At 39.1% G+C, this 26,181-nt stretch carries 21 protein-coding genes; 8 read left to right on the top strand and 13 right to left on the bottom strand.

Translation table 11 applies throughout. The features are described from left to right. Positions 1-19: 19 nt before the first annotated feature. The 3 genes from EHO65_RS14415 (at position 20) to EHO65_RS14405 (ending at position 3,443) form a co-directional block, all read left to right on the top strand. The gene (locus EHO65_RS14415) at positions 20-1,105 is read left to right on the top strand and encodes an LIC_10091 family lipoprotein (RefSeq protein WP_135775287.1); all 1,086 of its coding nucleotides are present in this window, start codon (positions 20-22) and stop codon (positions 1,103-1,105) included. Then, positions 1,102-2,208, top strand: coding sequence for a CapA family protein (locus EHO65_RS14410; RefSeq protein ID WP_135775286.1), 1,107 nt, complete (start codon positions 1,102-1,104; stop codon positions 2,206-2,208). Before EHO65_RS14415 ends, EHO65_RS14410 begins: the two co-directional genes overlap by 4 nt. Before the next feature lie 131 nt (positions 2,209-2,339). Beyond that, positions 2,340-3,443 (top strand): alkene reductase, encoded by a 1,104-nt coding sequence (locus EHO65_RS14405; protein ID WP_135775285.1) that lies wholly within the window; start codon positions 2,340-2,342, stop codon positions 3,441-3,443. Between the two features lie 49 nt (positions 3,444-3,492). Here the strand turns inward: EHO65_RS14405 and EHO65_RS14400 are convergent, their stop codons facing one another. The 5 genes from EHO65_RS14400 to EHO65_RS14380 form a co-directional block, all read right to left on the bottom strand. Next, positions 3,493-4,578 (bottom strand): SH3 domain-containing protein, encoded by a 1,086-nt coding sequence (locus tag EHO65_RS14400; RefSeq protein ID WP_135775284.1) that lies wholly within the window; start codon positions 4,576-4,578, stop codon positions 3,493-3,495. A gap of 35 nt (positions 4,579-4,613) precedes the next feature. Continuing rightward, entirely contained in the window at positions 4,614-5,141 is a 528-nt protein-coding gene (locus EHO65_RS14395; protein WP_135775283.1) for an LIC10415 family protein, read from the bottom strand. Between the two features lie 211 nt (positions 5,142-5,352). Beyond that, complete coding sequence (locus EHO65_RS14390) at positions 5,353-6,225, bottom strand: efflux RND transporter periplasmic adaptor subunit (protein ID WP_135775282.1); 873 nt, start codon at positions 6,223-6,225, stop codon at positions 5,353-5,355. Between the two features lies 1 nt (position 6,226). Continuing rightward, entirely contained in the window at positions 6,227-8,569 is a 2,343-nt protein-coding gene (locus tag EHO65_RS14385) for an ABC transporter permease (protein WP_135775281.1), read from the bottom strand. Further along, positions 8,563-9,294 carry an ABC transporter ATP-binding protein gene (locus EHO65_RS14380; RefSeq protein WP_135775280.1) on the bottom strand — a complete coding sequence of 244 codons (732 nt, stop codon included), beginning with the start codon at positions 9,292-9,294 and terminating at the stop codon, positions 8,563-8,565. Before EHO65_RS14380 ends, EHO65_RS14385 begins: the two co-directional genes overlap by 7 nt. A gap of 324 nt (positions 9,295-9,618) precedes the next feature. Between EHO65_RS14380 and EHO65_RS14375 the strand changes: the two genes are divergently transcribed. Further along, positions 9,619-10,140, top strand: a complete 522-nt coding sequence (locus EHO65_RS14375) for a hypothetical protein (RefSeq protein ID WP_135775279.1) — start codon at positions 9,619-9,621, stop codon at positions 10,138-10,140. 70 nt (positions 10,141-10,210) lie between these two features. Here EHO65_RS14375 and EHO65_RS14370 read toward each other — a convergent pair whose 3' ends face one another. Continuing rightward, positions 10,211-11,371, bottom strand: a complete 1,161-nt coding sequence (locus tag EHO65_RS14370; RefSeq protein ID WP_135775278.1) for an LptF/LptG family permease — start codon at positions 11,369-11,371, stop codon at positions 10,211-10,213. A 102-nt stretch (positions 11,372-11,473) separates the two neighbouring features. On the opposite strand from EHO65_RS14370, the gene EHO65_RS14365 reads away from it, so the two are divergent. Then, a complete protein-coding gene (locus EHO65_RS14365; RefSeq protein ID WP_135775277.1) occupies positions 11,474-11,947 on the top strand; it encodes a HEAT repeat domain-containing protein in 474 nt (157 codons plus the stop codon). 9 nt (positions 11,948-11,956) lie between these two features. Continuing rightward, complete coding sequence (locus EHO65_RS14360; protein ID WP_135775276.1) at positions 11,957-12,718, top strand: HesA/MoeB/ThiF family protein; 762 nt, start codon at positions 11,957-11,959, stop codon at positions 12,716-12,718. Here EHO65_RS14360 and EHO65_RS14355 read toward each other — a convergent pair. The 5 genes from EHO65_RS14355 to EHO65_RS14335 all read right to left on the bottom strand — a co-directional run bounded on the left by EHO65_RS14355 (position 12,712) and on the right by EHO65_RS14335 (position 19,848). After that, complete coding sequence (locus tag EHO65_RS14355) at positions 12,712-14,016, bottom strand: LA_0442/LA_0875 N-terminal domain-containing protein (RefSeq protein ID WP_425269352.1); 1,305 nt, start codon at positions 14,014-14,016, stop codon at positions 12,712-12,714. The two genes, EHO65_RS14360 and EHO65_RS14355, sit on opposite strands and share 7 nt — an antisense overlap. A 20-nt stretch (positions 14,017-14,036) precedes the next feature. Then, positions 14,037-15,320: an LA_0442/LA_0875 N-terminal domain-containing protein gene (locus tag EHO65_RS14350; RefSeq protein ID WP_244243541.1), complete on the bottom strand. Its 1,284-nt coding sequence runs from the start codon at positions 15,318-15,320 to the stop codon at positions 14,037-14,039. Positions 15,321-15,508: 188 nt separating this feature from the next. After that, positions 15,509-16,783 carry an LA_0442/LA_0875 N-terminal domain-containing protein gene (locus EHO65_RS14345; RefSeq protein ID WP_135775273.1) on the bottom strand — a complete coding sequence of 425 codons (1,275 nt, stop codon included), beginning with the start codon at positions 16,781-16,783 and terminating at the stop codon, positions 15,509-15,511. Positions 16,784-16,914: 131 nt separating this feature from the next. Beyond that, complete coding sequence (lpxK, locus tag EHO65_RS14340; RefSeq protein WP_135775272.1) at positions 16,915-17,958, bottom strand: tetraacyldisaccharide 4'-kinase; 1,044 nt, start codon at positions 17,956-17,958, stop codon at positions 16,915-16,917. 6 nt (positions 17,959-17,964) lie between these two features. Further along, entirely contained in the window at positions 17,965-19,848 is a 1,884-nt protein-coding gene (locus EHO65_RS14335) for an ABC transporter ATP-binding protein (RefSeq protein ID WP_167482038.1), read from the bottom strand. A 9-nt stretch (positions 19,849-19,857) separates the two neighbouring features. Here EHO65_RS14335 and EHO65_RS14330 point away from each other — a divergent pair, with 9 nt between their 5' ends. Further along, a complete protein-coding gene (locus EHO65_RS14330) occupies positions 19,858-21,354 on the top strand; it encodes an ABC transporter substrate-binding protein (RefSeq protein ID WP_135775271.1) in 1,497 nt (498 codons plus the stop codon). On the opposite strand, the gene EHO65_RS14325 is transcribed toward EHO65_RS14330, so the two are convergent. Then, a complete protein-coding gene (locus EHO65_RS14325; RefSeq protein WP_135775270.1) occupies positions 21,329-23,722 on the bottom strand; it encodes a transglycosylase domain-containing protein in 2,394 nt (797 codons plus the stop codon). The genes EHO65_RS14330 and EHO65_RS14325 overlap by 26 nt on opposite strands. Before the next feature lie 164 nt (positions 23,723-23,886). Here EHO65_RS14325 and EHO65_RS14320 point away from each other — a divergent pair, with 164 nt between their 5' ends. Further along, the gene (locus EHO65_RS14320; RefSeq protein WP_244243540.1) at positions 23,887-24,834 is read left to right on the top strand and encodes a class I SAM-dependent methyltransferase; all 948 of its coding nucleotides are present in this window, start codon (positions 23,887-23,889) and stop codon (positions 24,832-24,834) included. Between the two features lie 4 nt (positions 24,835-24,838). On the opposite strand, the gene EHO65_RS14315 is transcribed toward EHO65_RS14320, so the two are convergent. Beyond that, a complete protein-coding gene (locus EHO65_RS14315; RefSeq protein WP_135775269.1) occupies positions 24,839-26,095 on the bottom strand; it encodes an FAD-dependent oxidoreductase in 1,257 nt (418 codons plus the stop codon). Between the last annotated feature and the right edge of the window lie 86 nt (positions 26,096-26,181).

The following is a 26,181-nucleotide window of genomic DNA, read 5'->3' as shown; positions in this document are numbered from 1 at the left end:
CCAGGGGATGCAGGATTTCATGATAAAAAAAGGACCTAATACGGTCGTTTTACACAAAAATAAAAAGAATCTATTCTTAACGGTTTTATTCATTTGTTCGGTTTTCTATCTTATCGATTGTTCTGCCGGCCAAGGCCAGGGTGATCATTCTGTTTTCGGCAGAAAAGCTTCTTTAACTAGAGAAGGACTACAACTTTCAGCAATCGATACTCCGCCAGCAGATCGTCATCTTCATGCAGAACATTATCCTTCTTCTAATGAAAGAAGATTGGACCTGTTTAAATCCAGAGTAGTGGGTTTAGGCGGCGGATATATGGGAGTTGGAACTGATCAGAACTTAACTTTGATCGCTTGGGCAAGAAGTGAATTCGCTTATCTTTTCGATTTTGATCCGGTAACGGTTTCTATTAATCGACTTCATCTACATTTTATAGAAATTTCTCCTACTTATCCGGAGTATGAAAAACTTTGGGATCCTAAAAATAAGAATGATGTCCTTCCTATTATTGAAAAAAGATTTTCGAATGATCCGGAATATCAAGTAATTCTAAAGTCTTATCAGATCGCTCTTAGAAAAGGAGCAGTTCCTCAACGTTTGGGAGATTTACATAAGATCTCTAAAGTATATCCCGAGTTTACTTCTTTCCATAATGATACAAAAGATTATGATTACTTAAGAAATCTGGTTTTAGAAGGAAAAATAATCGCAATTGATGGGAATTTATTGGGAGATAAAACCATAAATTCTATTTCCGAAAAAGCTAAAGAATTAGAGATCCCAATCCGTATTTTATACACTTCTAATGCAGAAGAATACTTTAGATACCCGGAAGGAATGCGAAAGAACTTCCTGAATTTATATGGAGATTCTAAAAGTATAGTGATCCGCACTGTGACAAAGGGTGCGAAGGTGTATGGATTTCCGGATGGAGAAATGTTTCCTGTAGCGTTTCCTTTTCATTATAACATCCAATCTTTGGATAATCTGAAAACTTGGCTGACCAAGGAAAATGTTCTATATACAACGATACTTCTTCGTAATCGTAAACCGATCTCAAAAGGATTTTCTTTAATAGAAGCCTTGCCTCCGGAACCTAAAAAATGATCCGAAGCTGTATCTTTTGTTTAGGGATTGCATTTTTTGCGGTCCCTTGTTCTTCTCAGAACGTTAAGACAGGTTCTTCTACTGATGCAGTTCGAATTGTAGCAGTAGGGGATATCATGTCTCATCAAACCCAGATAGATACAGCTTACGATAAAGAATGTGACTGCTGGAAATTCGACGAAGTATTCCAAGAAGTATCTTCTACGATCACCGAAGCGGATCTTGCAGTTGGAAATTTAGAAACCACTCTTCCTGGAGATCCAAAACAATACACTGGATATCCTCAATTCGGCGCTCCGGATTCTCTTGCAAAAGCGATCAAAGATATAGGTTTCGATGTACTTTCCACTGCAAACAATCATTCCTGCGATAAAGGCAAGTTGGGAGTTGTAAGAACTCTTTCCGTATTGGACCAATTAGGTCTGAAACATTTAGGAACTTACAAGGACAAAGAAGAATATGAGAAAAACAGAATATTGTTCGTCCCTGTAGGAAATCTGAACCTTGCATTTTTGGATTATACATATGGAACCAACGGTTTGGAAATTCCTGTCGGCACAGTGATTAATCTGATCGATAAGGACCAGATCGCTGCAGATATTGCTCTGGCGAAAAAATCCAAACCGGATGCAATTATCGTAATGTATCATTACGGAACTGAATATTTGCACCAACCGGATCCTTTCCAAGTAGAAATGGTCGACCATGCATTTTCGTCCGGAGCGGATATAGTCCTGGGAGGACATCCCCACACTCTCCAGAAATTCGGTAAAAAAACGATTAAAGATAAATTCGGGATCTCGAAAGAGAGATTTTATATTTATTCTTTGGGTAATTTTATCTCCGGACAAGATAGACGTTATGTGGATGGAGGTCTTATCCTAAAATTCTCCTTATCCAAAGAAAACGATAAATTAAATATTTTTGATATAGATTACGAACCTGTCTGGGTTTATATAGACAGGACCGGATCTAAGGCGCAGTTCCGATTATTGCCTGTTAAAAAATATTTAAATAATGATCAGGAAAGAAAACTTCCTGATACTGCTTACCAAAGAATGAAACAATTCTATAAAGACACAACGGATCTACTCGGTCCTTAGTCTCGATCGAACAATCTCCTGAACTTAGGTCGGTGAGAAATTCCGTACCTTCTTCTTATCTTTTCCTCGTTAGTTTATACAAAAAAGGTTCAATCATAAAGTATTTCCCTGTCTAAGATCCGAGGAAAGAAATGAACCTATTATTTACAGAATATACGTTAGGAAAGAATAAGCTAAAAAATAGAACTGTTATGGCCCCAATGACCAGATCCAGAGCGATTGGAAATATTCCAAACGATTTGATGGCGGAATATTATTCTCAAAGGGCAGGTGCCGGTTTACAAATTACGGAGGGTGTTTCTCCTTCTCCCAATGGTTTAGGATATGCCAGGATCCCTGGAATTTTTTCAGAAGAGCAAGTTCAGGGTTGGAAGAAGGTAACGGATGCAGTGCATGCGAAGCAAGGTAGGATCTTCGTACAACTTATGCATTCCGGAAGAGTAGGGAATCATCTCAATCTTCCCAAAGGTGCTGAATTAGTAGGACCTTCTGCAATTGGATTGAAGGGAACTGTTTGGACCGATGCTGAAGGAAACCAACCTTATTCTCCCCCTAGAGAAATGAACTCAAAAGATATCCAAGTTGCTATCCGAGAATATGTAAATGCTGCAGAGAACGCGATCAAAGCAGGATTTGATGGAGTGGAACTTCATGGAGCCAATGGATATTTGATAGAACAATTTTTACATCCAAGTGCAAATCATAGAACCGACGAATACGGCGGAGATTGGAAAAAAAGAAATAGATTTGCTGTAGAAGTTGCCACCGCAGTTGTAGAAGCGATCGGTGCAGATAAAGTAGCGATCAGACTTTCTCCATACGGTGTATTTAACGATTTAGAAATTCATAATGAAATAGAAGAACAATACAAAGACCTTGCGATATCTTTCGGAAAATTGGGATTGGTTTATATCCATATCGTGAACCATTCCTCTATGGGAGCTCCTGCACCTAAAGATTCCACAGTTGTTTTGATTAGAGAATCATATAAATCTGAAAATCCGAACGGGACTTATATTCTTTCGGGAGGTTATGACTCGGAACGTGCAAATTCCGATCTGAAAGAAAAAAATGCTGATTTGATCGCGTTCGGTCGTAACTTTATTTCAAATCCGGATTTAGTGGAAAGATTAGAGAAGGGTATTCCTCTTGCAGAGCCGGATGCTTCTCTCTTTTATACCCCTGGCGAAAAAGGATACACTGATTATCCGGTGGCGGCACTTTCTCAAGTTTAAGAAAAATCGGACTCCCGCTGTTTGTATTAGCTGCGGGAGTATAAAAATCTCAGCAGGCGTCCCCTGCACCTTTTAATAATAACTGCAAGGTCCCATTCTTTAATTCATATAAGGATTTAATGGAAGAGTCGTAACCTATATCAGTAAATAATAATATAGGCACCGGGTCTTCTTCTCTATAGATGACTCCGATCAAATGATAGGAACCGCCGTAAAATCCTAATTCTTCCGTAAGTTTTTCGGACTTTTCGTACGAGATCAAAATCCTGTCCGTTCCGAACTTGCGCCCTAATAGGTAAAGATATCTTCTTTCTGCGCCTTTTTTATGATAAGCGATCCTGCCTGAAATAAAGGTTTCCTTTTTATTATTTTTGAAAGAATACACTTCTTCCATTGTAGAATGAAGCCATTCCGTTTCAGGATATCCTTTCGCCTTCCAAGTTGTTTCTGCTAAGTTTTTGAAAAGAGTATAATCGGCATCCGTTTTAGGTAATTCTTGGAGTGGGATGGATTGCAGCTTTAGATCAGGAGAATATACCAACCAATCTTTCTTGGCCTTAATGTCTCCTGCAGGTTTTACTTTTAAAGCAGGGAATTCTTGGCATCCGTATGTAGTCGGTGAGGCAGCGGAAAAGGAAGGACCCTTGTCTCCTTCTAATAATGAAAAAGAAGGAAGAGAAGTATTCACACCACTTCTGAATTTATAATCGAATTCGTATTCGTCTTTTGCTTCCTGCCAACCTTTTGGACTGAAGAATGCAAGTGGAACAAAAATTGGAAGATCCTTCGGATCATATCCGGACCAAACAAATCCAATCAGTTTATATTCATCTAATGTGTCCGGTGGTGTGAGCCCTAAATATTTTCTAGAAACAAAACCTGTTCTACCGTCTTCGGATTTGATCTTAGCCCAATCAATTGGACCCTTTGTTTCGTCCGGAAGGATTTTGACCTTATTTCCCCTGTTTAACGTAAAGATGATCTTTCCGTTTTCGGGAGCCTCTCTAACGTTTAACACGCCTGATGTGATTAGAATATAGTGATATGGATCTGAGGTCTGAGCGACCAAAGAAAAATACAATGGAGGAAGAAGTAATACTAATAAGATCCGGAGTTTAAGCGCCATTGCAGCCACAGCATCGTTTTAAGATCCGGGCCCGCAAGAGCTTTTTAATCTTGGATCAGTCTTTCTATCGTTTTCTCGGATAGCTGCTTCATCTGAATATCTTTGCCGGAAAGGTTTTCGATCGATTTCCGGAAATTTTCAGGGTTCTTAAGCATTCCGACGGAGAGTACATTTTCGGATTCCACTTCGTATTTGCGTATAGAATCCATTAGTTGGTCCTTTTTCACTTGGACCTGTTCTCTCAATTGGTTTAGATCCTGATTTGGATTTTCTACCAATTCTCTGAACAAAGGAGTTTCTCCAAAAAGGACATTGATCAATTCCTCTTTAGGTGTGCTCTTAGCTTCGCTCAATACTCCGAGTTTCATTTGTTCTTTAGAAAGTTGTTCTTGGAGGTTCCCCAAGGTTTCTTGAACTTTCAAGTATCTAGAGGTTAAGCTGCTAGAGAACTCGGTTTTGTCGGCTGCGTTTTGGGCTTCCGAGGGTACTCCCGTCTTTCCTGGAACGGAAGATCTCTTGTCGCGGAGAAGTTTCTCTGCTGATGAGACTAGATTCGTAAGTTGAACGTCCATGTTCTTTACCCTCCTTTCGGCGTATCCGGCGACTCTTGGAAAAATCGGTAGATAAACCCGATTCTTCATTTTCCAAAGAGTTTATGTCGCATCTAAGCGGTTACTCCCTAGGCATATCTGTACTAAGTATCGGTCAAACTTTAGGGAACCAATGAATTTTTTTCAAAATATTCAGTTTTTTTATAAAAAAATCCGAATAGGTAAAGTTGAGTTATTTGACCCTTTTACCGTTCTGTATTTCTTCCGTAGGATAAAGAACCACTTCTTCTCCTTCTTGTAAGCCCTCCGTTACGAGGGAAGACTTTCCACTTCTTGCTTCTATCTTAACGTTAGTCTTCTGTGCCTTACCTTTCACTACTTTAAAAACAGCCCAGTTCTCTCCTTCTCGAAATAATGCCGCTGTAGGTAGGATCAGCACGTTATCTTTGCTAAAGGATATAATTTTGGTTTGAACCCGGAAAGAATCTCCCATCTGAGAAGGAGGGGTTATATCTATAATAGTCCTGACTCTTTGTTCTTCCACGCCTAAGGATGAAATTTTAGTGAATGCTGCCGGCTCTATCAATCTGACTTTTCCCTGAAAAGGTTCTCCTCCCCATCCTTCAATCAGGACCGGATCTCCCGGATGAATATGAGTACTATCTTGCGTAAGGATATCGCATACGATTTCAAGAGAAGAAGTATTTCCTATATCCAAGATCGGTGCTCCCATAGAGATAGGACCTTCACTTTCTCTTTGGATGGATAGAATACTTCCCGAGATGGGAGACTTTATTTTTCTATCATAATCCCAACGTACGACTGCAACTGTTTCGCCTTTATCTACTTTTTCACCTACATGTTTTTCTAATCTTTGTAGCACGCCGTTTACTGGGGAGAAGAGGGTGAATTTTTCCTTTACCCTTGAGATACCTTCCTCCTCCACGATTTGTTGGTAAGTTCCTTTTACTACCTTTCCAATATCAACTTGTACAGGTTTAGGTCTGAAGATCCACCAGCCAGCAAGGATAACTAAAATACAGGCAGTGGAGATACGGGCTATTTTGTTGGAATATAAGTTTAATAGGATTTCCTTAAGTTGCATTTTATTCTCTTACCTTTAATACGGAGATCAGATCCAATGATTTTATTTTAACGTAAAGTATCCAGAAACTAAATAAAGAAGTAACCAATACTGTAAAGATGGAAATTACGTACGTTTTCGGAGCAATGAATAACGGTATCTTGAACCCTTCCGTTTCGACGGTGCTCAATATAGCGTGTCCTGAAAAATAGCCGAGTAAACATCCCAAAGGTAAAGAGGCTAGGATTACGATGGTCAATTCTCCGGATAATATGATGAAAACTTCCGTTTTTGTAAAACCTAAGATCCTAAGACTACCTAATTCGAATGCTCTTTCGGAAAGAGAGATTAATGCGGTATTATAAACCACTCCCACGGAAATAATACATGCAAAAATCATTATGATTAAAGAGGTAGCTAATACACTTTTAGACATCAATTCATAGAATATTTTTAAGGTTTTGCTGCGGGTAGAAACTCCGGATATCTTAGGGTAGGATTTTAATTCGTTCAATAAGGATTCTTCTTTGGAGGAGTCCGTCCAAAGTGCAACCGTATTTATCTGATCTCCTTCTCTTAAAAGTCTGTTTAGAGATTGGATCTCTTTGTAGGCTCCTTGTCCTAATATTTCGTTAATGATCCCGGTTACTTCTACTTCTGTTTTGATCCTTTGTCCTTCCAATACTTCAAGTTGTAATTTATCTCCCTTATGGATTCCGAATTTTTCCGCTAAACCGGAATTTAACAAGACCCCGTCCTCCGGGACAGGAACGTTTTGTCCTCTTTCATTTATCAATCTTCTGAGAGATGAACCTTTAGGCATTCCTGTCAGAACGATTTCTTTGCTGGAATTTCCGTAACGGATGCGGATAGGAACGGATCTATATCCTTCCGCCAATAAGACTCCTTCCTTCTTCTTTATGTCAAAGATGGAATCGGAAGAAATCGCATTCTGAAAATTTAATGTAACCGTATCCCTTTGCAGATCCTCGAATTGTATTTTAATAATAGAATTCATCGTATCCCTGGAAAACAAACCCAGGATCATGATCATTGCGGAAGAAGAAACTCCTAATACGAATAAAACTGTTCTTCCTGGCCTTCTGATCAGATTTCGTATTGCGATCCTATAAATTACAGGAAGATCCTTCCAATATTCCTCCAAGAAACTTTTAGAAAAATTTTCCGGAGAAGGAGGTCTCATTGCTTGGGCAGGTTGGAGAGAAGTGGCTTTTCGGATAGATAATAAAGAACCCGCCATACCTGAAATTATACCGATCAACACCGCTTGGATCACCAATCTAGGGTCGAATAAGAATTTTAAGTTAGGAAATCTATAATAGTCCCCGTATAGATCCACCATCTGGGTCCCTAAATAATATCCGAATAGGATCCCTAAAATTGAACCTAGAATACAGACGAATAATATTATTTTTAAATAATGGAATGCGATACTTCTGTTCCCGTATCCAAGCGCTTTTAGAGTGGCGATCTGTTCCCTCTGCTTGGAGATCATTCTGGAAGAGACTATATGGAGCAGGAAGGCTGCTACTCCCAAAAATACCATCGGAATGGAGAATGCAGTAGTTCTTAATTGTTTGAATTCATCTCTCAGAAAGGAATGGGACGGAAGTTTGTCTCTATCGTAAGAGCCTAGTCCTCCATATATGTTCAACTTTAGATCTACTTCCTTTAACACTGAGCTCTTCTTTGCATTGGGAGCAAAATCGAATACAATATCGTTTACTGCTTCGTTCATATCGAAGATCTCTTCTACACTTTCTTTCTTCATCCATAAGATGCCATAATGTTTATCGTCGGGCAAGAATCCCCCTGGCCGAAAAACGTAAACATATTCAGGCGAAAGTGCGATCCCTGAGACTGTTAGTATCTTTCTCTTTCCTTCTAAAAGTGCGGTAAGTTTGGAGCCCGGAGCTAATCGATTTGCTAAGGAGAATGCCTCGCTAATCACGGTTTCGTCCTTTTCCCTAGGCAATCTTCCTTGCAAGACTGCTAATCGGTTCAGACCTTCCGTTAAGGTGACTATTCGTCCTCCGCTTGGAATAGATTCGGATTCGAAATCCAGAACTATATCTTTGATGATCCTTCCTTCCGCGTAGGATATTCCGGGTATTTTAGAAATATCTAAAATTATAGATTCAGGCGCCTTATGAAGCGAAACGAATCCTTGAGAGAGTGAGTATTCCGCATAAAAATTATTTCTGGAAACGAGAAGTGAATCGTAAGCGCTTAAGGAGGTTAAATAGACCGTAATCCCGGAAGCGATCACTAATGTGATTGTCAAGGCCTGGGACTTCCAGGCGAGCAACTCCCTAAGGACTTTTTTGTCTAGGATCTTTACCAATGAAGACTCTCTGTGGAGGTTTTTTTCGGGTTTTGTTTATCGGAGATTATCAACCCGTCCCTCATTTCGACGACCCTATCCGCGATAGAAGTGATACTTACATTATGTGTAATTATAATTGTGGTCGTGCCTAACTCTCTGTTGATCTTAGAGATCGCATCCAATACGATCTTTCCTGTCTGAAAATCCAGGGCTCCCGTAGGTTCGTCGCAAAGAAGTATTTCAGGGCGTTTGGCAATTGCTCTTGCGATTGCGACCCTTTGTTGTTCTCCTCCGGAAAGTTGAGAAGGAAAATGGTCTTTTCTTTCCGTAAGGCCGACTAATTCTAATGCATCCGAAGAAGACATCGGATTATCGGAGATATCGGTAACGAGTTTTACGTTTTCTTCTGCAGTTAAGCTGGGGATCAAATTATAAAATTGGAATACGAATCCCACGTATTTCCTTCTGAATTCGGTAAGGTCTGCGTCTTGGTCCCCACGCAAAGGTCGTTTATTAAAAAGTACCTCTCCGGAACTGGGAGAATCTAATCCGCCCAATATATTCAATAGGGTGGATTTTCCGCTACCGCTAGGCCCTAATAGAACTGAAAATTCGGACCGGAAAAATCGAACGTTGATATCTGTCAAAGCCGGGACCTTCACTTGGCCCATATCGTAAATTTTGCCGAGCTTTTTAGTTTCGAAGACCGGATCTTTCAAATCTTTTTTCCCGGAATTTTTCATATAAAGACTATTTATGTTTAGTGGCCTAAGTAAAATAAAATTTTAAAGACCGGGATTGATCTATGTTAATATTTTTTAAAGTTTCTATATAGGATCGGTTTAAGGGATTGTTAGCCCTTTTCGGAAAAGTAATCTATCCATTTTTTTACGATTAAAGACTGCCTGATCAAAAAAATCGGATCAGTAGAATCGAAAACTTTACAAAAAACAAACCGAGTCATTCTTCTGGAAGCCTTGACTAAAAGGGAGCGATCTTTAATATGCAATAAATTATTCACCGCCGAAATTATTTCGGTGAATGGATAGGTTTCACGGAGTTTAGGAATGAAAAACAGAAATGTATTTAGAGTGATGGCGATCGTTGCGTTTTGTCTCAGCATGTTACCGACAGGTTTGTTTGCAGAAGAGGATGATCATTACATCCAACCGGACGACTTTTTCGTTTCCAGGGAAGAATATAACGACCAAACTTATATCAACGTATATATCGCTAAGGAAATGACTCCCGCTTCTGCCACCAAAACAAAAGGAGAAGGGGAATTCCTACAAGTGACTGACGGTAAGAAGTATTGGACCAAAAACTTTTACATGACCCGACTCGCTACGGATAAGGATCTGAAGCTGGGAGTAAAAGTAATCATGTTTGATATGGGAACGGAAGACGGATACAGAGCTCCTGAATCCAAGGAAGAAGCTAGGACTGGAAGCTGGTTCATGGCAAAAATTACCGATACTTCCGATCTATTCAAAGGGATCATTACTGTTTCCGGAGGATATAAGATCCAAAAGAATAATATAAGAGTGATCGTACCGAAAGCGACTGTTACACCTAAAGGTGGAAAATAATATTTAATAGAATTCTTTTTTTCTGAAGGGATTCTTAAAGCCTCCTCATAGGGGGCTTTTTTATTTTAGGTCAGACTTTTAGCCTTTTATAAATTACGTAAAGCCCTGATAGGAAAAGTAAAGGTGTGATCCAACTTGCTAGCCAAATAGGAATGACTTCGTTTTCTCCCAATGATTTGAAAGAAGGGTCCATGATCATATAAAGAAGTGCTACTCCGATGCTCACTCCTAAGGAAGAAACAATCGCCATTCTTTTGGTGAAAAATCCGCTGGCACAACCTACCAAAGTTAAGACCACAATAAGCAAAGGTTCCGCAAACAATGTATGTTTTGCTATATCCACATCTCCATACGATAAACCTTTTCGGATACGATTTTCCTTTTCTTCCGAAAGTTCAAAAAAATTCATCTCTTCTACTGAACCTTTTAACTTTTTAAAATAGTCGGGCTTTTCCGGAAGAGTGTATTCTTTTTCCGTAAACTTTTGAACGGAGACTACTTGTAGTTCATCGTCGAATTTGGTTTCTTCTACACCTTTTAAGATCCAAACTTCTTTTTGAAAGTCGAACTTTGCTTTTTGTGCTACTAAAAGATAATCAGGAGTTTGTTCCTTTGTCAGACAGATATAATTGAATCCACCTTTGATCTCTTCTTCCTTGGTATCGTAGTAGTAGATATAATAAAAACCTTCTTGGCCTTTAAAATGTTTTTGGTAGACCACTCCAACTAAAGTGTTCAGGTCTCCTTCTTTTAACATTTTATGTTCTTCGTTTGCTCTCGCGTTTAAGGGGGCAACGACCGTTTGTTTTAAGAAGAATGCCGCAAACCAGAGTACACAACTGAATGCAACGATTGGAGCTACAATTCTTCTGAAAGAGATACCTGCAGCCATCATTGCGACCAATTCTTTGTTCGCCGAAAACTGTCCCACAGTGAAAGATACCGAGAATAATATAGCGATGTTCATGATGTATTGAATGAGCATCTGGGGAAGTCGGAATAAAATGAAAAGCCAACCGTGGATCTTTCCACCTTTTGAGGAAGCCATGTCCCCCTTGATATCGCTATAGGAAGACATAAGGGCCAAAAATCCTAAAGTGATCAAAGCCCCGATAAATATTTTTACAAACTCTGAGAATACATACTTATCCAGGATCCTAGGAGGAAAAAATTCCTCCTTTATTCTATGGATCCATTCTTTGGGACGGATTTCTGGAAGACTGAATTGCATTCCGAATCCATCATCAAAAGCCCGATCGATTCCTACGAACCATTTATTTGGGTTGACGATCTTGGCTCCCGAGGGAAGATTCCTCGGTTACAGGAGGAGATCATGAAAAAAAGCGCCATTACGCTCGCAATACTCGCCACTCTTATTTTTACCGTTTCGGTTTCTGCCGAAAAAAGTACGGAAGATCATATTAAGGCACTTTCCAGCGGATCCGATCAGGAAAAAATCGAAGCGTCTCTTTATTTGGGAGATAAAAAAGAAAAATCCGCAATTCCGGAATTGATCAACCTTCTGAACCGTACAAACGATCCTAAAGTTGCAGTTCCTGCAGGGATTGCTCTGGGTCAAATCGGAGAAGCAGGTGATTCCACTATCGCTTTGAAAAACAAAGTGATCAGCTCCGATAACGGAGATATCGTTTACACTGCTCTTGTTTCTATCCTAAACATCGTTATCAAAAATGAGAAAGCAGAAGATGCCGCGAAAGAAGCTCTTGAGTTTGCGGATAAAAACCGTAGATCCGATGAGTTTGTTTCCGATTTCTTAAACGTTCTCACTAAAAAACTGAAGGGTTAATCCTTTTCGGTGTTGAGTCCGGAAGAACTGAGTCGCTATTCCAGGAATATTCTTCTAAACGAAGTTAAGCGCGCAGGTCAGGAAAAACTCAAAAAATCCGTAGTAACGGTAATCGGAGCCGGGGGTCTTGGATCTCCGGCTTTGTTGTATTTAGGGGCTGCCGGACTAGGAAATATCCGGATCATAGACTCCGATATCGTCGAAACCACTAATCTACAAAGACAAATCATATTCAAACATTCTGATATAGGAAGATCCAAATCAGAAGCTTCTTCAGAAAACCTTAGATCTTTAAATCCTTATATAAGGGTAGAAGGTATACAGGCTAGACTTAATAGAGAAAATGCAAAAGATCTACTGAACGGGTCCGACTTAGTTTTAGAAGGTTCCGATAATTTCGATACTAAGTTTCTTGTGAATGATATCTGTATAGAGAAGAGGATCCCATTTATCACCGCAGGTGTGCTTCGTTTTGAAGGAATGGTGATGGGAGTTCGCCCAGGAAAAGACGCATGTTTTAGATGTGTTTATGAAAATCCCCCACCTCCGGAGTATGTACCTTCCTGTGCGGATGCGGGAGTGATTGGTAGTATGGCAGGAATGATAGGCACAATTCAAGCCACAGAAAGTATTCAATTTATATTAAGTGATTCCGAGAGAGATTCAGGTTTGTTCGGCAGAATTTTACAAGTAGATTCTAAATTTATGGAATTCAGGACTATCTCTACAACTAGACGTAAAGATTGTTTTGCTTGCGGTTTATCTCATTGAGCTTCTTTTTTGGAGAAGTCTAAAGAATATCCGGCTCCTACAAAGATCGCTTTTGCTGTAGAATTTCCCGCAAGTCCTTGGGTTAAAGATTGGATCAATACCGTGTTTATATAAGCTTCGAAAGGACTTCCATTTAAATCCAAATCTCCTCCCAAATGTTCCATTTTATAAGTGAGTTTAGAATATTGGAATCCTGACCAAAAGAAGACTGAATCCCTCCAATGGTAGACTAACTTTCCTGAAATAGATTGGGAGTTTACTTTCCATTGGTTATTCAATGCTGCTCTTTCTTCGAAAAAACTTCCTACAAGATAAGCGATCTGGTCTCTAGTATAGATCGAATTTCCCTGTAAAAATTGTTTTTGAAATTCCCACCTGGTTTCCCATTTCTCTTTCCATTTGTATTCAAGCGCAGCTCCCACGGAAGGGCCGCTCAAATAATCACTAAAACTGGTTCCATACTTTATGGTCCAATCTATTGCGTCCGTATTTCCCGGATCTTTTGGAGAAATTTCGTAAGTGGAATCATCTTTTCCTTTCTGCCAGACTTTATAATAACCTAATATAGGTCTGATTTCTAATCCGGACCTAGAATATGCCGTGTAGGAAAATTGGACGTTTAATTGTTTGTAACTGATCGTATGATAGGGGACGCCCGGTGTAAATGCAGCTTGTGTAACTGTTGTTGCTCCGGAAAGATCCGGATATACTATAGTTCCGAAATTGTTTACTGATTCAAGAGAGTTGAGATGAGATCCGCCAAGTTCTCCTACAAAACGTTTCCAAGTATATCTTAGGTTAATAGTTTTTGCGTTTGAATCTTTTCGATCCGGAGAATTATAAAAAAATCCGCCGTTTCCTCCTAAAATCGTACCATATTGTTCCACATTTCTGTGGAAGTTGGCTACCTGACTTTCATAACTACTTTTTCCTATTCCTCCCAGAATTTCAAAACTATGGCGATTAGATAGAATAGAGGTGGCTTTTTCTTGAGAAGGTTTTGGCTCTTCTGCTTTTAATTTTGTTTCGAGCAAAGGAGTAGGGGTTTCGATCTTTTCTTGTTTAGGAATTTCTTTTACCCCAGGATTTTTGAATGTAATTCTTCGGATTGTAGATTTTAGTATTTCTTCTTCTTTTCCTTCTTCACTTTTAAATCTGATTTTGAATGCACTTTGATGGAGAACTTCTCCTTTTAAAATTCTTCCATCTTTCATGTAAACATATTGTATTTCAGAAAAGATATTTATTGGAATAAGTGCAACTAAGCTTAAAACGAAAATTCGTTTCAGATAAAACATATCGGAAATATTAGACGATTTTATTTGTTAAAGTCGTACGAATAAGTAGCCCCGATTTGGATTGTTGTTGCCTTTGTTTCTTTGAGTGATCCAGGGCCGATCAGGGATTCGAACAATAATTTTCCTAGTATATAACTTTGAGGATCCACTCCGGAAGAATCTGCATTACCTACGGCCAAAGCGGTCTCTGACATAGTATACTTCCAACTCATACTATTTAGTCCCATCCAGAAGCTGACTCCATATTTCCAAGGGTACAGAAATTTTAGATCAATGATCGCTCCTTTTGCGACCCATTTATTGTACACATCTATATCTTCTGATTGAGTTTGATTACTTACTGGTGCGTATGCATTCAGTTGTCGATCATAAGTTCCAAAACCTTTCATCTGTAGAATATGTAATCCGGTGCGGATCTCGAACTTTTCGAATTTTATATCGTATTGGACCCCGTAAGAATAACCTTTTAAACCTTCTGCAATCGAAGTGGGATCTGTTCCAAAATACTGGTCGGTAAATAAAGGAGCAACTCCTGCTCCGAATGCTATTGCATTTGAATTTTCTGTTTTTGTCCAGAACTGGTGATATCCGATGACTGGACGTATATCATATTTAGGATGTGGATACACTGAGTAGGAAAAATTTCCATAAACATGTTTCATGGAAACATCGTAATTGCCATTGATTAATTTCGGGAATGTTCCACTGGTCGGACCGTCTACTCCGATAATATTTTGGGTTGCAGTAGACGTTATTGAACTTGCTCCCACTTCTCCTACAAATCTGTTCCAAGAATATCTAATTTCGAAAGATCTTGCCTTTCCACTTTTAGGTTTAGGTTCGATTGGGAATTCGAATTTACCGCTGTCTTGGCCTAAGCTACTTCCGACTGCGATCACATTATCGTAAAAATTTGCTCCTTGAAAGTTGACAGTTCCAGATCCGGCTCCTAAAGAAATATCTATACGATTTCGTTTTGCTTCTTCGATCTGTTTTTTTCTTTTTTCTGCCTTTTCATCTAAGGCGGCTTGTTTTTTGGAATCTTCTTCCTGTTGTTTTGCAATTTCTTCCGGAGTTGGTGTAGGAGGTTCAGCAGGGGTTTTGTCTTTAGGTTCCGGGGTTTTTGCTTCTTTAAAAGCAACCCGTTTGACATCTTGTTTTGAGATCTTTTTAGTAGAGCCGTCCTGCAATTTGATTACCATATCGAACGCAGTTTGGGAAACGATCTCAGCGGTGATCACTCTTCCATCTTTCATATAGATGACTTGATCGTTTGGATGGACAGAAGTTAGCGCGAGGATCATACATCCGAAAAAGATTGCCGCTCTAATTTTATTTTTTAGTCTTCGCATTCCTGACCCGATCCCATTCAGTTTTGAATTCTGGGAAAGAATCCTTGGAATGAAAACAAGATTCAAGCAATAAATTGACATGCCTGAAAACTAAGAGTGCCTATCGTATAACAAATACTACACTAGTGAAAATACTTCGGTTAATAATTTTCCTCGGGTCCGAAGTTCAAGGTTTTGGAAACTCCGAATTGTATCGAAGTCGCCTTACTTGTGGCATTTATAGTTTGGGCTAGGAGTTTTTGGCCGAGATTCCAACCTATTAGTTCGGACAAAGTAGGCGGATCGGAATCTAAAGAAAGTGTAATCGGAAAATTTCCACCTTGTAGGGAATAATTCCATTGATAAGAATCATATTTGATAAAAAATCCGATTCCCATTTTCCAAAAATAACTCAACTTTAATGAGGTGTGTGCTCCTTTTGCTTTCCAATCAAAACTGTAATCTGCAGGTAATACAAATAGTACGTTAGGAGGGCTTAAAGATACAGCTGTGTAATCTTGGTGGATGGACTGAGAACCTTTCATGGTTAAGGATTCAAATTCAGGTCTTATTTCGAATTTAGATCCGAATAAATATGCAAAGCCAACTCCAACGGAAGTTCCACTTAAACTTTCAGAAGCTTGGAAATTGGATTTCCCGGCCACGCTATCTGCTTGAAAGACCTGCGATTGTGAGTCTTTCGTCCTATTCCAAGTTCGAATATAACCTACACTCGGATATAACTCGAAATTGGATTTTGAAAATGCGGAATAAGACGCTTTGAAAAAAGCTGCCTTCATTTCTTCAGGATAAGATCCATAGACTAAAATCGGTTCTGCTTCCGGGCCTATATTTTTTGAACTAGTAGAAGTATTGGTTTGCATTCCTCCTGCTTCAAAGGAGAATTTTTTAAACTTATAATTAATCCCTCCAGATACGGATGTGCCAGCATTACGTTTCGGGCCGCCGGCTAAAAAGAAAGGAGTCGCATCTATGAGTAAACTTCTGATATTTTGGTACTTATAATAAAAATCTATGGTTTGTGGAGAGAAGGTCCCATTCCCTGCTCCTAAATAAAAGTCTATATAATGTCTTTCTAATGGACTTCTAACCACTCTTTTTGCTTCTTTAATCACCGGAGGAGGGGAAACAATATCCGGTTCTTGTTTTTTGGGTTCCTGCTTTTCGATCGGTACTGTAGGTTCGACTTTTTTAGGCTCTTCCTTTTGAGGTTCTCTATAGGCGATCCTAAGGATAGTTTCCTTTTGAATACGTTTCGTTTCCCCGTTTTGTAATTTTATATCGATATGGGTCGCAGTTTGGTTGGTGACATCCCCATGTAATATTTGGCCGTTACGTAAATATACGGTTTGGGATTCTGCAACTAGAACCGCCGGTAGGAATAATAAGAATAGAAATAGAATCTTGGATTTCATTCAACCTTCTTCATTCATTGTATAAAATATTAGTTAAAAATTTATTTCCATTCACTATTTTCCTACATAAAAATAGGAAAGAGTAAAGAATCATACTATTTTTTGGGGAAAGAAAAAGTCTTTTTATTCGATTAAACGAAGTTGCGGACAGATCGTAAAAGTTCGGATTCGTTTTCCAGAACGGTTTCTAATCTGAGATAAAACCATTTAGAAAAATTCTTGTCGGTTCCAATAAGCGAAGTGATCTTTACTCCGTCTTTTTCCGTGCAGATAATATAATCTTGGGCGGAAGATTTTTCGGAAATCTGAGTTAGATCTTCCTTTGTATAAGAATAATGATCCGGATAGGATTTGGTTCTTAGCTCGGATGGATTTTGATCTTTTAAAGAAGAATAAAACGAGTCCGGATTTCCCAAACCTGCAAAGCCAAAGACTGATTTTCCGGATAATTCTTTTACAGAAACTTCTGAGGCACCGAAAGAAAGTGGAATGAGTTTCTTGGGAGAGAATCTAAATTTTAATGTTTGAGAAGGTTTATATTTTTGGATCCATTCAGAAAGTGGGCCTTCATATTCTTCTGAAAACTTGGAAGCGATCAAAAAATTTGCTCTGGATACGGAAGTATAAGATTCTCTTAATAAGCCTAAAGGAAGTACAAATTCCTTTTTGGAAAGTTTGGTACAATCTAATAAAACTAGATCCAAATCTCTATTTAAAGCATGGTGTTGGAATCCATCATCCAACAATACAAATACCTTTTGGTCATTCGGTATTTTGTTTTCCGATCTGAATTGTACATAAGAATCATACCGATTACTTCCTACATATACTTCCGCAAATGGAAGATTCTTTTTTAAAAGGAGAGGTTCGTCTCCAATTTCAACAGGAGAAGAGTTTTCGGTTACTTTTCTGGTTCCTTTTCCGGAAGAGCCGTATCCTCTGCTTAAGATTACGATTGGAATATTCGGAAAATTAGAATGAAGTAATTTTGCTAGATGAAGTGTAAAAGGTGTTTTGCCTGTTCCACCCACACTAAAATTCCCTACACTGATCGTAATGGAAGAAGGAAGGGTTCTCTTTTTTTTAAAACTTCTATCTAAAAAGAATAAGATCTTATAGATCAGACAGAGTATAAATAGGATCGGAAAAAATAGGATCTTTCCAAAAGAAATCATCTTCTATTAAACCGGAGATTCTGCGAATTGCATCTCGTATAATTTCTTATACTTTCCATCTAAGCGGATCAACTCTGAGTGGGATCCTGATTCTACTACCTTCCCGCCTTCCATAGTAAAAATAGTATCTGCGATCTGGACTGTAGAAAGTCTATGAGCGATGATGATAACGGTTCTATTTTTGTATAATGATTCGAGTGCTTGTTGTACTACTCTTTCTGATTCCGTATCCAGAGCAGAAGTCGCTTCGTCCAAGATCAGGATCTCAGGATTATTCAATAATGCTCTTGCGATGGAGATCCTTTGTCTTTGACCGCCGGACAACATCACCCCTCTTTCTCCCACTACCGTATCGAAACCATCTTCGAAAGATAGGATGAAGTCAGTTGCAAATGCGAGTTCTGAAACTTCTCTCATTCTTTCTTCCGTAACGTTTTCGGTTCCGTAGCAGATATTCTCTCGGATACTTCCGTTGAATAGGAATACCTGTTGGTTCACGATGGAGATCTTTTTTCTTAAAGAAGCAAGGTCCAAATTTCTGAGATCGGTTCCATCCCAAGTAATAGAGCCTTCGCTTGGATCGATCAATCTTGGCACAAGATCCACCAATGTGGATTTTCCCGCTCCGGAAGAGCCGACTAACGCAACTGTGGATCCCTTTTGTATGGAAAGATTTAAATCGGAAAGAGCAGGGCTTTTTGCACCTGGATAAGTGTATCCGACCGAATCGAATTTTAATTCTTTAGAAAGTCTTTTTGGATAAATAGGGTTCGGAGGGTTTTTAACATCCGTTTCACTATCCAACATTTCAAAAACTCTGGTTCCTGCTGCCACGGCACTTTGAATGGAGTTGGATAACATTCCCATTTGTTTGAATGGTCTAGTTAAGAATACCAAAGTTAAGAAGAAGATCATAAAATGACCTAAGGTCAATTTATCGAGTTCGATCAAATAAGCGCCGAAAGCTAAGAAGATCACTGCAACTATAGAGCTGGAAAGTTCTACCAAAGAAGGACCGATCTGATGATAAAAATGTCCCTTAAATGTTTTGTCGGAAAGATCGTTATTGATCTCCCAAAATCTTCCCGCTTCCGTTTTTTCCATGGAGAATGCGCGGATGACTCGGATACCTGAGATCACTTCCTGCAAATGTCCGTTTAATGAGGATAATCTTTCTTGCTGATTGCGAGTCGCTTTTCTGATCCTATCCGCAAAAGAAGTTACCGGGCCCATGATCAACGGGACAACAACTAAAACTGCGAGGAACATTTCCCAACTTAAGAAAAGAAGAATGAGCAAATGTGTGATGATATAGAAAAAGTCCACGACCGCATCTTTCAGATCAGAGCTGATCAGTTTGGCCAAAACTTCCACATCGTTAACGATGCGGCTCATGAAGATCCCGGTCTTCTCCTGAACGAAATGATTGAGCGGAAGTTCTTGAGCTTTAGAATAAAGTTCTAATCGCAAATCTCGTACCGCTAAATAGCCGCCCGAGTTAATACAATAAACTGCACCTGTTAAGAATAAAAGTTTTGCTAGATAGATCGGAAATATGAATAAACAAAAAATTAAAACGAGCTGATCTTTAGGAAGAGTGGTTAGATAAAAGTTGGTCTTGATCTTTATATCTGCGACAAGAGCCTCTATTTTTTGGATAGCTTCTAATTCTTTTCCTTCTTCCCTATCTTTTAATGCGATACTTTCTTTTTTAGTGAGTGTAATTTGAAAGTCAGCTTTTCCACCTTTTCCAATCGCGTTGAAAATCGGAATAACGCTAGTGAGAGAGGCTCCATTGAGTATGGATACAAAAAAGGATAGTACGACCCCGGTGATTAATCTGTATTTATACTTGAAGGAATACCCCAAGAGGCGTCTATAGACGTTCATAGGTCCGGAATGTTTTATCCTAGATTTCTAGACTCGGTCTCTTCCCGATTTCAGGTCGGACCGAAACCGACTCTTACCTTTTCCCTGGCTTTCCTTCTTTTGTCCCTTCTTTTTTATGATTGTGGAAAAGCGGAGAGAAGTCCCGAAAAACTAGTATTTTCACTAGCTTCTGATCCAATCTCTTTGGACCCGATCAGATCCACCGACTTATCTTCCAGAATTGTTCTAAAATATATCTACCCTAGACTTTTTGAAATAAATGGAGAAGGTACAATCCTTCCTTCTTTAGTGAGATCATATAAGCTGGCAGAAGGTCCGTCATCCAAGATCAGAAGATTGATCTTAGAACTTCGAACCGATTCGAAATCGAATGTAAACGCTCAAACAGTTCTTGGATCTTTAGAAAGATTAAGAAATACTCCAGGACCTAGAAGGAGCACATATTCTTTTTTAAAAGGCGGCAAGGTTCTCTCCGATTCCAGTTTGGAAATATATTTCGAAGGAGGTTTGAGGGAAACTTTAGAAAAACTTTCTTTGCCTCAAGCTTGGATCTATTGTGGTTCGCCTGACTCAGTCTGTGGCGATTTTAAATTAGTGGAATGGAAAAGAAATAATCATCTTAGATTAATTGCAAATTATCCTAACGATTTGGGCTCTGAGATTTTGTTTAGAGTTCTTCCTCAGGCAAGTACAGGACTGTATTTATATTTTAAAGACGAATTAGATCTGATGAAATTGCCTGTTTTCCTTCTCAAAAACTCATTAGTAAAAGAAGATTATATCTCTGTAAGAAAAGGAGGAGGTGTTCAATACATAGCGATCAATGCGAAAGAGCCCTGCTTCGATAAGAATTTTAGGAAAGCATTAAATTATTCGGTAGATAAACGTACAATCATCCAGGTTTTATTAGAAGGAAAAGGAGAAGTTTCCGTAGGTCCATTTCCGAAATCGGTTTCCGATACCTGGACTTCTTCCGAAGAAATATATCCTTATGATCTTGCAAAGGCGAAAGAATTACTCTCTAAGTCGGTTTGCTATCCCAAAATTTTAGAAAGAGAATTAGAATTTAGGATGAGAGGAGACGAGGAGAACCAAGCAAATGGGGCTGCGATCGTCCAAAACCTGAAAGAGTTAGGGTTGAAAATCAAAATCCTTCCGATGGAAAAAGCTGCATTATATAAAGAGAATGGAGAAGGTAAGGGAGATCTAACATTATTATTTTGGTATGCAGATCTTCCCGGGCCGTTTGCATTTTTAGATCCGTTATTTGCGGGGGATAGATTTGGGAACGGAGGAAATAGAGCCTTCTACTTAAATCCGAAAATGGAAAAATTATTCAAAGAGATCAGATCCGCAGATAAAACGGATATAAGCCCACAGATAAAGGAAGCATTTTCACTTTTAAGCGAAGATGCTCCTTGGATCTTTTTATGGTCCCCATATGAATTGTATCTAGTAGGGGACCGTTTGCCAAAAGATCTTAATCGTCGTTTGGATCTTCCTTAGTTTCAGGAAGTTCTAATTCTACAGCGTCTTCTCCGGAAAGTGCTTCTTCGGTACCATTTGTAGAATTTGTTCCTTCTGTTTGAGTGACTGTAGGAGTTGTTGCACCGCCGCCAGGTTGGTCTCCCACATAATAGTACTGTCCATAAAGAGGATGTTTACATTCTGCTTCGTTTGATAAAAGTCCACCGGTTTCCGCACAGATATCCACTTTCACATAATCTCCATTAAATGGAGTAATTAGACTATCACCAAAACCTAATGTTCTTGCTACATGGGAAACATATCTAAACCAAATAGAACCGCTCGTTCCAGAACCGGAACCGGGGAAAGGAGCGCCTAAATCATTACCTACCCAAACTGCAGTCACTAAATTCGGATTCACACCTGCAAACCAAACGTCTCTTACTCCTTTTCTGGAACCCCAACGTTTTTGTGCTTCTTTGGGAGATTGGACCGTTCCTGTTTTTCCACCTAGTGGGAATTTTTCTCCATCTTTTAATGCGATCTTGAGAGTTCCTTCTTCCGAAACGACTGCTTCTAATAAGTTTAAGGTCATCGCGCAGGCAACAGGATCTAAAATTTGTTCTGCATCTTTCGGATCAGGAAGAGTATTCATATAAAGTTCGGAACCTTCGAAGTCGGTAATCCTTAGGATTTCTACAGGTTTTACTTTTTTACCGTTATTCGCAATTGTAGCATATACGGTTGCTAGCTCTTTGGGAGATAATTCTCCGGAACCAAGTGCTAACGTAAGATTATGCTGAAACCTTCTACTTAACTCCGAACTGTCCAGATCCAAAATTTTTCCGAGAGTATGGATGAAATCGCCAACACCTATCTCATCCATAAATTTGACTGCAATTGTGTTCACTGACTGAGCGAATGCAGTCCTAGTTTGCATTGCACCTCTATGGCCTTTATACCAGTTTTTAGGGGCATAACCTCTAATCTTGATCGGCTCATCTACAACAATAGAAGTAGGAGTTGCGATCCTTTTTTCGAACGCCATCAGATAGACAAGTCCCTTGATTACAGAACCGGGTTGCCTTACCGCGGAAACTGCTCGGTTTAACCTGAATATATTAGAAATTTTGTAACTACCAACCATCGCCTCCACATATCCGTTTGTAGGATTGATGGAGATCAAACTTCCGTTCATGTTCTCAATGATCTTGTTCTGTTTGGAAGCTTCTTCTGTTTTGCCTGCTTTTATATAATTTGCCTTATCTTCGGAAAGTTTTTTGCGAACTGCTTCTATCCCTTCTCTAAGAGAACGTTCTGCCGCTTCTTGTTTATCATAATCTAATGTGGTATATACGTTCATACCACGACTTTCCAAATCAATTTCCGAGAAGTTCTCGATCACGAATTGGCGGATCCCAAAATTAAAATCGGAAGCCAGATTGATCGTAAAATCCTTATCAAATCCATACTTCCCTATCTCGGAAGTGATAACTACTTTATCCTCTTCTTCTTTGGTTTCCTCTACCACATAAAATGATCTGAACTTGCGGATATTTGCATCTACCTTCTTCTCAAAATCTTTTTCAATAGATTTAGGATTTGGATGAAGGTTTTGGTTTTTCCCCATAACAGTCATCACCATCTTCTGTCTTTTGAGAGCTATCTTAGGGTTTCTGACAGCGTTATAATTAGAAGGAGCCGGAATTGTTCCTACAAGCAGAGCCGCTTCTGCAGGAGTTAATTCATATGCAGGTTTATTAAAGTAATAACGAGAAGCTTCTTCTACTCCCGTATTCCCTTCTCCCAAAAAAATACGGTTTAAATACATCGCAAGGATCGTATTCTTATCAAACTTACTTTCTAGATAGAATGTGCAATAAAACTCAGTGAGTTTATTGAATACATTTCGAGCTCCCAGATCCAAAGTAAGTTTTGCCAACTGTTGAGTGAGAGTAGAACCACCTTGTTTTTGGAAAGTGGTTAGATTAACTATGATTGCCCTAAGTAATGCGGTAAAATTTACACCATTATGCTCGTAAAAATCCCTGTCCTCGGAACTGAGAAGGGCCCATATTATATTTCCATGATTTGCTAGATTGTCAGTACGGATCGGTCTGAATTTTCTACGGGAGAATTCCCCGATCAATTTTCCATTTTTATCTAAGATGCGGATCGGTTTGATCTCATTTGGATCATATGCATCCGAAACTTCTCTCTGGAAAGTTTCCAAATTGCGGGCGACTTCTTCCTGTTTGGTGAGCCACACAACGTAAGATCCGCCGATCAGAAAGGAAAGGATTACGATCCCGGAGATTACCGAGTATTTAAGGATGGATCTCCAGTTTGTTCTAGAATATTGGAGGAGTGCAGCTAAAATTCCAAGAATACGATCTTTGATGTTCATAAGGTCCGTCGGTAGGTTTTCCGCCGTAAGTTAGGGAAAGAAAAGGACTTTTTTTTGCGAATTTTTGTCCGGATCTAGCTCTTCTTATGTCGGCATAAAACATATCCGAAAGGATTAGAGAACGGACAAATAAAGCTGATTCTGGTAGACAGTTCCGAAATTCTATGTCCAATAAAGTTTTGCTTTGGGAAACCGAAGACTTAGGAATCATGGAAGACCTGCCTTACAAAAAAGAAAATTCTCTGCGTCATCATTCTTCTTTTCCTACAAAGACTGAAATCTGGCCCAAGGTCCGGCTATTATTCGGAAGAGAAGGAATTCCTACAGATCTTTCTCATCTCTATTTGAACGATCCTGGGGAATCTTGGGCAAATCTGGGTTATTGGGAAAACACAAAAGAATATGGAACAGCCTGCGCGAATTTAGCGGAACACCTTGGGACATTAGCCGGTTTGGATCCTGATTCTAAACTTTTAGATCTTGGGTTCGGTTGCGGAGACCAATTCAGGATTTGGGAAAATATATTTGGAGTAAATGTTTCGAATATATATGGGATCAATATTTCCAAGATCCAAATCGAATTTGCAAAAAGACGTTATGAGGGGAGAAGTAGTTCTCCCAATTTAATTTTAGGAAGTGTAGAACGTTTAACAGAATTTGAGGACAAAACTTTTGATGTGGTAATTGCCTTAGACAGTTTATATTTTATACCGAATCGAAACAGATTAGTTGGCGAAGTTTATAGAATTCTAAAACCGGGGGGAGTGTTCGTATCTGCAGAGATATTGTTTTCCGATCGAAAAATTTCTTATTGGGAAACTTTTAAAAGGAATTTGATCTCAAAAATGGCAAAAATGTCTTCGGATCTCAAAAAGGTGGAAGGTATCGTCTCAGAATATTCCGCACTAGGATTTAATTTCGAAGTTTTAGAAAGAATAGATCCTTTCGTATTTCCCGGATTTTCCCAATTCATATTAGAAAAAATTAAATCAGGAAAAAAAATACCTAAAAGACTCGCAGGAAGATACGAAATGTTGGGAGAATATTTCGGATCCGAAACGATCAAAAAACATTTCGAATATTGGGTCTATAAGGTCAGAAAGCCGGAGTAAAAATTTAAGATCGCAACGAACCTTCTACCCATCTTTTAACATCTAAAGAAGTGGAAACTCCTGCTTCTAGAAGTGGCATTCCATATTTAGCGTAAGAACCGCATAGCCATACTTTTTTACCCGGAAGTTCCTGTAGTTCTTTCAGTTCTTCTAAGATCTTTTTGGAAGCAATATCTATTACAGGTCTTTCAAATTTGGATCTACTAATAAAATCTTTTTCATTCGGTTCCACAAGCGGATTCCATGTTTGGAATACTGCCTTACCTTTCATAGACGGAAGAACCTTGTTCAAAAGGATAGTAGCAGTCGCAGTAGAACTATCTTGTGAAAGAGAGAAACACATGGGTGCCCAATGCCTTTTTTGTTTAGGCATAAACTTTTCGTCGGAATGAACTACTACTTCGGAAGCCTCGTATTTGAGTTTGGAAAGTAGAGACTTCTCCTTTGAATATTCGTCAGGAAGAATTGAGATCGCCTGATTGGCTGGGGCAGCGACTACTACTCTGTCGAAAAGTTCTTCTCCATTCTCAAAAATCAGTTTTACTTTATCTTTTTCTAAAACAATTTTTTTAGGATCAGTATTCAAACGAACAGAAGAAGCTCTTTTAGAAAGTTTTTCTGTAACATCTCTGGTTCCTTTTTCCGGAGTTAAAAATCTTAAAAACTTCAGACCGCTGGAATGATAGCCGATCACCACTTCTGCCGGATAATTTTTAGCACTTTCAGAAGTGCAAGTATTGATCGTGGAGAACATCGGGATCAGATACATATCCTCGAACTCTACGGAATAACCGAATCTACTTAGAAACTGAGAAATTGTGAGCTGTTCTCCATCTAATAATTGGAGTTCTCTTTCCGATTCTTCGTAAAAGCGGATCGCATCCGAAAAAATCCGTCTAGAAGTTTTATTAGAAAAACAAACCCAATAAGGGATCGGAACAAAATTGCCCCCGATTCCCAAAGTAGAAAAACCGAAATATGTGGTGCCGTCTCCATAATTTAAGGAAAACGAATAATCCACTGGCCTTACTTCGATCCCCGCTTCTTTGTAAAGATCCAAAAGACAAGGATAATAATTACGTTTGAATGCTCTAAAAGGAACATCCACTCGGATAGAATGTCCGTTGGAAAAAAGATCGGTACCATGTGCATCCATACCGACTAAAGGATGTTTTTCTATAAGAGAGACTTCATGTTCTTTGCCCAAATGCCAAGTTGCACTTAAGCCGGCGATTCCACTACCGATGACCGCTATTTTCATTCCGGATTAGAATCCTTTTTTAAAACAAAAATACAAGGTAAAACCTGAATTTAAGGAAGGAATGCTACAAAAAAGGAGCTGAACGA

Origin of the sequence: Leptospira andrefontaineae (assembly GCF_004770105.1) — a bacterium.
GTDB lineage: Bacteria > Spirochaetota > Leptospiria > Leptospirales > Leptospiraceae > Leptospira_B > Leptospira_B andrefontaineae.
Note: the sequence above shows the minus strand (reverse complement) of the source record. Positions and strands in the feature narration are given on the sequence as shown.